General features: G+C 71.2%; 8 protein-coding genes. 4 read left to right on the top strand and 4 right to left on the bottom strand.

Features of this window, described 5'->3' with window-relative positions:
• Positions 1 to 294: 294 nt before the first annotated feature.
• The 3 genes from serB to ADL05_RS24185 form a co-directional block, all read right to left on the bottom strand.
• Positions 295 to 1,533 (bottom strand): phosphoserine phosphatase SerB, encoded by a 1,239-nt coding sequence (serB, locus tag ADL05_RS24195; protein WP_053619302.1) that lies wholly within the window; start codon positions 1,531 to 1,533, stop codon positions 295 to 297.
• A 125-nt stretch (positions 1,534 to 1,658) separates the two neighbouring features.
• Positions 1,659 to 2,306, bottom strand: a complete 648-nt coding sequence (locus ADL05_RS24190) for a DUF1707 domain-containing protein (protein ID WP_053619301.1) — start codon at positions 2,304 to 2,306, stop codon at positions 1,659 to 1,661.
• A 258-nt stretch (positions 2,307 to 2,564) separates the two neighbouring features.
• The gene (locus ADL05_RS24185; protein ID WP_053619300.1) at positions 2,565 to 3,347 is read right to left on the bottom strand and encodes a hypothetical protein; all 783 of its coding nucleotides are present in this window, start codon (positions 3,345 to 3,347) and stop codon (positions 2,565 to 2,567) included.
• 56 nt (positions 3,348 to 3,403) lie between these two features.
• Between ADL05_RS24185 and ADL05_RS24180 the strand changes: the two genes are divergently transcribed.
• The 4 genes from ADL05_RS24180 (at position 3,404) to ADL05_RS24165 (ending at position 6,999) form a co-directional block, all read left to right on the top strand.
• Positions 3,404 to 4,189 carry an ABC transporter ATP-binding protein gene (locus ADL05_RS24180; protein ID WP_053619299.1) on the top strand — a complete coding sequence of 262 codons (786 nt, stop codon included), beginning with the start codon at positions 3,404 to 3,406 and terminating at the stop codon, positions 4,187 to 4,189.
• Between the two features lie 192 nt (positions 4,190 to 4,381).
• Positions 4,382 to 4,768: a DoxX family protein gene (locus tag ADL05_RS24175; RefSeq protein WP_053619298.1), complete on the top strand. Its 387-nt coding sequence runs from the start codon at positions 4,382 to 4,384 to the stop codon at positions 4,766 to 4,768.
• Between the two features lie 388 nt (positions 4,769 to 5,156).
• Entirely contained in the window at positions 5,157 to 6,080 is a 924-nt protein-coding gene (locus tag ADL05_RS24170; protein ID WP_053619297.1) for an SPFH domain-containing protein, read from the top strand.
• 160 nt (positions 6,081 to 6,240) lie between these two features.
• Positions 6,241 to 6,999: a sulfite exporter TauE/SafE family protein gene (locus ADL05_RS24165; protein ID WP_053619296.1), complete on the top strand. Its 759-nt coding sequence runs from the start codon at positions 6,241 to 6,243 to the stop codon at positions 6,997 to 6,999.
• 4 nt (positions 7,000 to 7,003) lie between these two features.
• Here ADL05_RS24165 and ADL05_RS24160 read toward each other — a convergent pair whose 3' ends face one another.
• Entirely contained in the window at positions 7,004 to 7,627 is a 624-nt protein-coding gene (locus ADL05_RS24160) for an HD domain-containing protein (protein WP_053619295.1), read from the bottom strand.
• Positions 7,628 to 7,661 lie beyond the last annotated feature (34 nt).

The following is a 7,661-nucleotide window of genomic DNA, read 5'->3' as shown; positions in this document are numbered from 1 at the left end:
CTGATGGTACTGCCCTGTGGTGGGGTGGGAGAGTAGGTTGCTGCCACGGTTTTTCGTTGGAGGGGGAGAGGGCTTTCGTGGTCTTCTCCCCCTTTTTTTTGTGCCCGGGTTTGTGCGTTTGTGAATTGTGGGTGGTGGGTGGGTGCCTGGGGGGTGGGGTCCCGCTGGTTTCCAGTGTGGGGGTGGTGGGGTGTGGTGTGCCAGGCCCGCACCGGCGCCTGTGGACAACGCGGCGGCCGGGGTGGCCTCACCAAGGAGAGCCCCGCCGACCGGCGGGGCTCCTGGAGCCGGTGGTCAGTCCTGGAGGTCGGCGGCGTGCAGATCGGCCGCCTCGATCTCTTCGCGCGTGATGCCGAGAAGGAAGGCGATGGTGTCCAGGTAGGGCACGTTCACCGACGTGTCGGCCTGCTCCCGCACGACCGGCTTGGCGTTGAACGCGACGCCGAGTCCCGCGGTCTGGAGCATGTCGAGGTCGTTGGCGCCGTCGCCGATGGCGACGGTCTGCGACAGCGGGACGCCCGCCTGCTCGGCGAACTGCTGGAGGGTCGTGGCCTTGCCCTTGCGGTCGACGATCGGGCCGAGCAGCCCGCCGGTCAGCTTGCCGTCGACGATCTCCAGCGTGTTGGCGGCGGAGTAGTCCAGCCCGAGGCGATCCACCAGCACGTCTGTGATCTGCGTGAAGCCGCCGCTGACGATCCCGCACTCGTAGCCGAGCCGTTTGAGCGTGCGCACCAGGGTCCGGGCGCCCGGGGTCAGCTGGATCTCCTCGCGCACGCGGTCGATCGCGGAGGCGTCGAGGCCGTTGAGCAGCGCGACCCGGGCCCTCAGGGACTCCTCGAAGTCGAGTTCGCCGCGCATGGCCTCCTCGGTGACCTTCGCGACCTCGGCCTCGCAGCCCGCGTGGGCGGCCAGGAGTTCGATGACCTCACCCTGGATGAGGGTGGAGTCCACGTCCATGACGATGAGGTGCTTGCCGCGCCGGTGCAGGCCGCTGGGCTGTACGGCCACGTCCACGGACTGCGTGGAGGCCTCCATCGCCAGTTCGGCCCGCAGCTGGGCGGCGTCGCCGGCCGCGCCACCGCCGGAGATCTCCATCTCGACGGAGGTCACCGGGTAGCTGGACAGGCGCTCGATCCGGTCGATGTTGGCACCGGCGCGCGCCACGCACGAGGTGAGCGCGCCCAGGGCGCCCGGGCGCAGGGGGTCGGCGAGCACGGTCACGTGCAGTCGACCGGAGCCGGACGCGGTCACCCGGCCGTTGCCCCGGCCGTACTCGACCTCCATGTCGAGGTCGATGGCGACCTTGTCGAGCGCGTTGCGGACCTCGTCGAAGACGCGGTGGCGGCTCACGCCGGGAGCGACCCGTTCGTCGACGTCGATCACGGTGCCCAGGACCAGCCGCCCGGCGAGGACGACCTGTTCCAGGTCGACGATGGTCACCGGGAAGACGGAGAGCGTGTTCAGGAGGCGCGCGCTGATGCCGGGACGGTCGCGGCCCGTCACGGTCACCAACAGCGTGGAGTCATCATTCATGGCGCCACCCACGGTACTCGGCCGCCGCCGGACCCTGTCGTGCAGGGCCGCCCGTCTTCGCAGGTAGTTCACTATGTGGACAGTCTGAGGTGCGTATCACGTCACCGAAGGGCCGTGTGGCCGTGTCACTTGTCGCGCTTGTTCCGCTTCTTCCGGCGGGGTCCCTTGGCCTTGATGTCGATCCCGCCGAGCATGCACGTGCCCGTCAGCCTCACGACCGGCGCGTTCGGGTCCGTGACCTGGTCCGTGCCGTGGACGTCGGCTCCGCCGAGAATCGCGGACGTGTTGTTGATCACGCGCACGCCGTGGGGCACGACGATGTTCACCCCGCCGAGGATGACGGCCAGCTGAATGGTGACCTCGCGGGTGCTCAGGACCGCCTCGCGCAGGTCCAGGTCGACGCCGCCGCACAGCACCGACACGTTGGTGCGCGGTTCGACCAGCCACCGGCCCTTGCGCTCGGCGCCGCCGAAGACGGCGACCAGGTTCTCGGATCCCTTGCTCTGGCCCGCCAGGTCACGGGCCTCGCTGCCGAGGATCTCCATTCCGCTGGGGGACTCGGACCGCTGCTCCATCGCCGCGTAGTCGAACCCGCCCGTGGGCAGGTCGGCGACCAGGGGAGACAGCTCGCCGATGGTCTTGGCCTTGTACAGGCCGTCGAGTCGCTCCTCATGCTCCACCGGTGACAGACGGCCCTCCGCCAGGGCCTCCCGAAGGCGCTCGGCCACCTTGTCCCGGTCCGCGTCGGAGGCTCGGATGTGCTCGGGCTGCATGATGACGGGTCTCCTCGTTCCATCGGTGCGGTCGGGGTCCCGACCTGCCACTCTTCCAGTATCGGCCCGTCGGGGCCCGAGGGGATCAGGTGTCAACCCTGGTCCGACCCGGAGACCTGATTCTTCCCGACCCGGGGGACCCCGCTTCCCTGCGCGAACCCGGGGCTCCCCGGCTTCTGGGCACGAACCCCGGAACCGGCCTGGCGGCCGGCGCCGAGGGAGCACGCGAGCGTCGACCGGGCCGCGGTGGCGCCGGGATCAGCGGGTCGGCCTTCCGGGGTCCGGCGTCATGATGGCGGCGTGGGCGGCCACCTGGGCGCGCCGCACGGCCATGTCGAGTTCGCGGAGCGCCCGCGTGCGTGCCGCGGCCTGCTGGGCGGTGAGCCCTCGGCCGGAGTTCGGCTCGGCCAGTTCCACCACGCGCGACAACCGGGTCGCCTGCGCGGCCACCCGGTGGGCGCGCGGGGGGTAGCCGGAGGCCAGGGGCGGCGCCTCGCGCTCACCGAGCGCGCCCACCCGGTCGTGCACGCCGGGCGTGAACCCGGCGATGTCGTCCACGCCCTCCAGGGTCCGTGTCACGTCGAGCAGGGTGAGCTTGAGGCGCTGTTCGGCCTCGGCCAGATCGGGTACCTGCGGAAGCGCGTCGTTCGCCGGATACGGCGTCCAGGAGACGCCGACGTAGGATGAGCCACGCCGGTCGACGGCGGGCACCAGGCCCACCTGTCGGTCGGCGAGGCGCACCAGGACCCCCTCCTGGGCGTGCAGGGCCGCCTGGTTCAGTTCCCTCGGGCCCACCAGTCCGAGGGGGTCGCCCTGGGCGGGCAGTGCGAGCCGGAACGCGGACACCCCCATCCCGCCGAGGCGGACCAGGGCCGTGCGCAGCGGTACGCCACTGTCGAAGGGCAGGTCTCCTGGGGGTACTGTCCCGATCAGGTTGGGTCCGCCGCGGCGTTCGACGGCGTCGACGGCGTCGTCCAGCCCGACGTGGCCGGACAGCCAGGCGTTGCCCCAGGCGACGAGCGGTGCGGACGTGAGATGCATTGCTACAGGGTAGGGCGGCCCGTGCACCGGCGTGGGACGTGACGAGGAGGAGGACGATGGACGGGCGGGTTCTGGGCCTGAACGGGGTCACGGTGCGGCGCGGTAGCGCCCACCTGCTGAACGGTGTGGACTGGTCGGTCGCCGAGGGTGAGCGGTGGGTGATCCTGGGCCCGAACGGTGCGGGCAAGACCACACTCCTGAACGTGGCCGCCAGCCAGTTGTTCCCCACCGAGGGGCGGGTCGACATCCTGGGCGAGCGGCTGGGCCGGGTCGACGTGTTCGAGCTGCGCCCGATGATCGGCTACGCGGGCGCGTCCGTCGCCGGGCGCATCGAGCCGGGGACGAGCGCGCTCGACATCGTCGTCAGCGCCGCCTACGGCTACCTCGGCCGCTTCCGCGAGGAGTACGGGAACCCGGACTACGGCCGCGCGCGTGCGCTGCTGGGGCACTGGGGCGTCGCCGAGCTGGCCGACCGGACGTTCCACACGCTCTCCGAGGGCGAGCGCAAGCGCGTGCTCATCGCGCGGGCGCTGATGGCCGACCCCGAGCTGCTGCTTCTGGACGAACCGGCCGCGGGGCTGGACGTGGGCGGACGGGAGGACCTCGTACGCCGGCTGGGCAACCTGGCCCGCAACGAGGACGCGCCCTCGCTGGTGATCGTCTCGCACCACGTCGAGGAGATCCCCGAGGGCTTCACCCACGCACTGCTGCTGCGCGAGGGCGGTGTGGTGGCGGCCGGGCCGCTGGACGAGGTGATGACGGCGGACGTGCTGTCGGAGACCTTCGGTCTGCCGTTGAAGGTGGAGCGTGACGGGGACCGCTGGTCCGCGCGGGCGGCGTGATCTGACCGGGGCCGGTCCGGTCCGGCCCGGCGGGTCGCGGGGTTCGCGCCCGGCCGGGGCCCGCGCGGCGAGGGCTGTCACAGGATCGCGGTGCCCGGAGTCTGATGGGCGAACGGTCGTCGCGGACCGGGACGGGCACGGTCGCCGCCCCGGTCGGGACGAACACCGCCGCCGACACCTGGGGGAACCCCGATGGACCTCGCTCTGTGGATCGTTGCCGGGCTGCTCGCCGCCGCCTACGTCTTCGGGGGCGCCGGCAAGCTGGTCGTGCCGAAGGAGAGGATCGCCGCCTTCGGGCGCAGTGCCAGGTGGGTCGAGGACTGGAGCCCCGGCGGGGTGAAGGCGATCGGCGCGCTGGAGGTGCTGGGCGGGCTGGGCCTGGTCCTGCCCGCGGTGCTCGGTGTCGCGCCGGTCCTGGTGCCGCTGGCCGCCCTGGGGCTGGCGATGGTCATGGTGGGTGCGGCGCTCACGCGTGTCCGCCGCCGCGAGTTCGACCTGATGGCCGTGGACCTGGGGTATCTCGTCCTGCTGCTCTTCGTGGTGTGGGGCCGGTTCGTCCTCGCACCGTTCACCGGCTGACACGGCCGCTCCGCCGCCCGAGGGGTGCGCGCCCCCCATGGCGCCGCCCGACGGGTGTGCGTGCCGGGCGCCGTCCGGCCCGTGTGCCGGTGGCCCTTGTGTACCCGGGGTCGGCCGAACCGGCATAAAGGGTTGCGGTATTGGTGAAATCCTAGAGTCCGGAATTTGGATTTCTGTCCGGATGTAGTCCGCCGGGGCGGATATGGGGTAGCGTCATCGATCGTTGAGCGGACCGCTCCATTTCAGCGCGCTTGATGATCGATCGGGTGGGCGGGGCCGTCAGCGCGCAGTCCGTGCCCGCGCCCGCCTGCCACCCTGTCAGGAGATCCGGAGCCGCCCTGATGCCGCTGCAGAACCCCACCCCACGCGCCGAGAACGGGGTGGCCCCATGACCATGATCATCATCGTCGCGCTTTTCGTCGCCGTTCTGTTGATCATCTTCTGGCGGAGCGTCCGCATCGTCCCCCACTCGATGGAGGACGTGGTCGAGCGTTTCGGTAAGTTCCACCGGACCCTGAGTTCCGGTTTCAACGTCGTCATCCCCGGTGTCGACCAGGTGCGCGAACGCATCGACCGGAGGGTGCAGGTCGTCAGCTTCCCCCCGCAGTCGGCGATCACCGAGGACAACCTCGCGGTGGAGGTCGACTCCGCCGTCTACATCCGGGTGGTCGACGCCTACCGGGCCACCTACGAGGTCGCCAACTTCATCCAGGCGGTCGAGCAGCTGACCCTGGCCACCCTGCGCAACGTCATCGGCGGTATGAACCTGGAGGGCACCCTCACCTCGCGCGACCAGATCAACCGCGAGTTGAAGACGGTGCTCGACGAGGCCACCCGCGACTGGGGCATCGAGATCAGCCGGATCGAGCTCAAGGGCATCGAGCCGCCGTCCTCCGTGCAGGAGGCGATGGAGATGCAGATGCGCGCCGACCGCGAGAAGCGCGCGCAGCTGCTCAGCGCGGAGGGTGAGAAGCAGTCCGCGGTTCTGCGCGCCGAGGGTGAGCGCACCGCCGCCGTGCTGCGGGCCGAGGGCGCGGCCGAGGCGCAGGCGCTCACGGCCAAGGCGGACGCCCAGGCCCAGACCACACGGGCGCGCGGTGAGGCCGACTCCATCCACATGGTGTTCAAGGCCCTGCACACGAGCCGGGTGGACCCGGACGTGCTCGCCTACCACTACCTGCAGAAGCTGCCGGAGATCGCGCAGGGCGACGCCAACAAGGTGTGGATCGTGCCCGCCGAGATGGGTTCGGCCCTGCAGGGGCTGGGCGGCGCCTTCGACCGGTTGCGGAGCGAGGTCGTCAAGCTTCCCTAGCTCGCCGGTGAGGTCGGTGGGGCCCGTGCGCGGAGGTGTCCGCGGGCGGGCCCCCGCTGTGCCGTGGGTCACGCGACCCGCTTCGGGGGTGCTCAGGGACGCTCTCGTAGGCTGAACGGGTCTCGATCGTCGGGGCGCGGCAGGGTCGGATCGGAAGTACATGGAACTCTGGGAGGCAGTCGCCGTTCTCCTCGCGGGAGTGGCGGCAGGCGGGATCAACGCGATCGCCGGGTCGGGGACGCTGTTCACGTTCCCCGTCCTGCTGGCGCTCGGGTACCCGCCCCTCACCGCGACCATCTCCAACAGCATCGGCCTGGCCCCGGGCACGCTCAGCGGCACCATCGCCTACCGGCGGGAGCTGGCGGGCCAGCGCGCGCGGATCCTGCGACTGGGGTCGATGTCCTTCCTGGGGGCCGTCACGGGCGCCCTGCTGCTGATCTACCTGCCCGCCGACGTGTTCGAGACGATCGTGCCGTACATGATCGGCTTCGCCTGCGTGCTCATCCTGCTCCAGCCGCGCATCGCGAGCTGGGCGCGGTCCCGCAAGCCGGCGCGGCCCGACGGCGGGCCGCTGATGCCGCTGGGCGCCTACGCGACCGGCACCTACGGCGGCTACTTCGCCGCCGCCCAGGGCATCATCCTGCTGAGTTTCCTGGGGACCGCGCTCGACGACGACCTGCAGCGGATCAACGCGCTCAAGAACGTCATGACCACGATCGTCAACAGCACCGCGGCGGTGTTCTACATCGTGCTCGCCGAGCCCTCGTGGCCGGTGGTCGGGCTGATCGCGGTCGGCACGATCGTCGGCGGCTACCTCGGGGCGCGCTTCGGCCGCAGGCTCAGCCCGGCGGCCCTGCGCCTGTGCGTGGTGGTCGTGGGCCTGACCGCGGCCGTCCAGCTGCTCCTCGGGCGGGTCTGACCGGTCAGTTCCGGAAGTACCCGCGCCGGTCGGCGTCGTCGACGAGCGCCGTCGCGTAGGAGCCCAGGGCCTCGGAGCCCTCGGAGATCACCTTGACCTTCGCCATGACCTCGGCCCGGGTGACCCCGAACCGCAGCCAGGTACCGCCCTCGTTGTGCCAGTTGGCGAGCATCGGCGCGAGGCGGTCGACGGCCCGGGCGAAGCGGGCCTCCGGGGTGGATCCGGCCTCGAACTCCTCCCAGAGCTCACGGGCGCGGACGGCCTGGTCCTCGGGCAGCAGGGGGAAGAGGCGGTCGGCCGCCGCGCGTTCGCGTTCGGCCTGGGTCTCGGCGTTGACCTGGTCGAAGACGAAGGTGTCCCCGGCGTCGATCTCCACGATGTCGTGGACCACCAGCATCTCGGTGACGCGGTCGATGTCGGTGCCCTCGGGCGCGTACTCGGCGAAGGTGCGGGCGGACAGGGCCAGGTGCCAGGAGTGCTCGGCCGAGTTCTCCCGGCGCGAGCCGTCCACCAGCAGGTTCCGCCGCAGGACGCGCTTGAGCTTGTCCGCCTCCAGGAGGAAGCGCAGCTGCGCGTTCATCCGCTCGTTGTCGACCCCGCTGGCAAAGACCGGTGCCGGTTCCGTCACGTGGTTCGCCCTCCTGAGGATGAGTCGAAACGGT

Source organism: Nocardiopsis sp. NRRL B-16309 (genome assembly GCF_001279585.1).
Classification (GTDB): domain Bacteria; phylum Actinomycetota; class Actinomycetes; order Streptosporangiales; family Streptosporangiaceae; genus Nocardiopsis.
The sequence above is the reverse complement of the archived record's forward strand: the minus strand, read 5'-3'. Positions and strand labels throughout refer to the sequence as shown.

Bases quoted from the DNA above. Each gene is read 5' to 3' on its own strand.
- serB (WP_053619302.1), bottom strand. From the start codon at position 1,533: ATGAATGATGACTCCACGCTGTTGGTGACCGTGACGGGCCGCGACCGT.
- ADL05_RS24190 (WP_053619301.1), bottom strand. From the start codon at position 2,306: ATGCAGCCCGAGCACATCCGAGCCTCCGACGCGGACCGGGACAAGGTG.
- ADL05_RS24165 (WP_053619296.1), top strand. From the start codon at position 6,241: ATGGAACTCTGGGAGGCAGTCGCCGTTCTCCTCGCGGGAGTGGCGGCA.
- ADL05_RS24175 (WP_053619298.1), top strand. From the start codon at position 4,382: ATGGACCTCGCTCTGTGGATCGTTGCCGGGCTGCTCGCCGCCGCCTAC.
- ADL05_RS24170 (WP_053619297.1), top strand. From the start codon at position 5,157: ATGACCATGATCATCATCGTCGCGCTTTTCGTCGCCGTTCTGTTGATC.
- ADL05_RS24180 (WP_053619299.1), top strand. From the start codon at position 3,404: ATGGACGGGCGGGTTCTGGGCCTGAACGGGGTCACGGTGCGGCGCGGT.
- ADL05_RS24185 (WP_053619300.1), bottom strand. From the start codon at position 3,347: ATGCATCTCACGTCCGCACCGCTCGTCGCCTGGGGCAACGCCTGGCTG.